The following is a 270-nucleotide window of genomic DNA, read 5'->3' on the forward strand; positions in this document are numbered from 1 at the left end:
GCTCTTCATTTAAATTAACTGATTGGTCTTTTCCTACTGGTTCGTTTTTATCTGCGTCTGTTCTGTTGTCTACAACTTTTACTGTTACTTCTAGTTCGTCTGTTGTTCCATCTGGATATGTTACTACAACTGTTGCTGGTTTGTCTCCTGCTGAACTTGTGTCAACTGGTGTTTTGAATGACGCTGTTGTTCCTGTTGGTAAGTCTCCAAAGTTCTCTACTGAATCTTCTGCTTTTGGCTCTTCATTCAAGTTAACTGATTGGTCTTTTC

At 38.9% G+C, this 270-nt stretch carries 1 protein-coding gene; it reads right to left on the reverse strand.

Annotation, left to right across the window (positions count from 1 at the left end; genetic code table 11):
• Nucleotides 1-270 (reverse strand): Rib/alpha-like domain-containing protein (locus tag HZY83_RS08005; protein ID WP_255460166.1); only part of this gene is annotated, 270 nt, incomplete at both ends.

The organism is Gemella sp. GH3 (assembly GCF_013415425.1).
In the GTDB taxonomy this organism is placed as follows: domain Bacteria; phylum Bacillota; class Bacilli; order Staphylococcales; family Gemellaceae; genus Gemelliphila.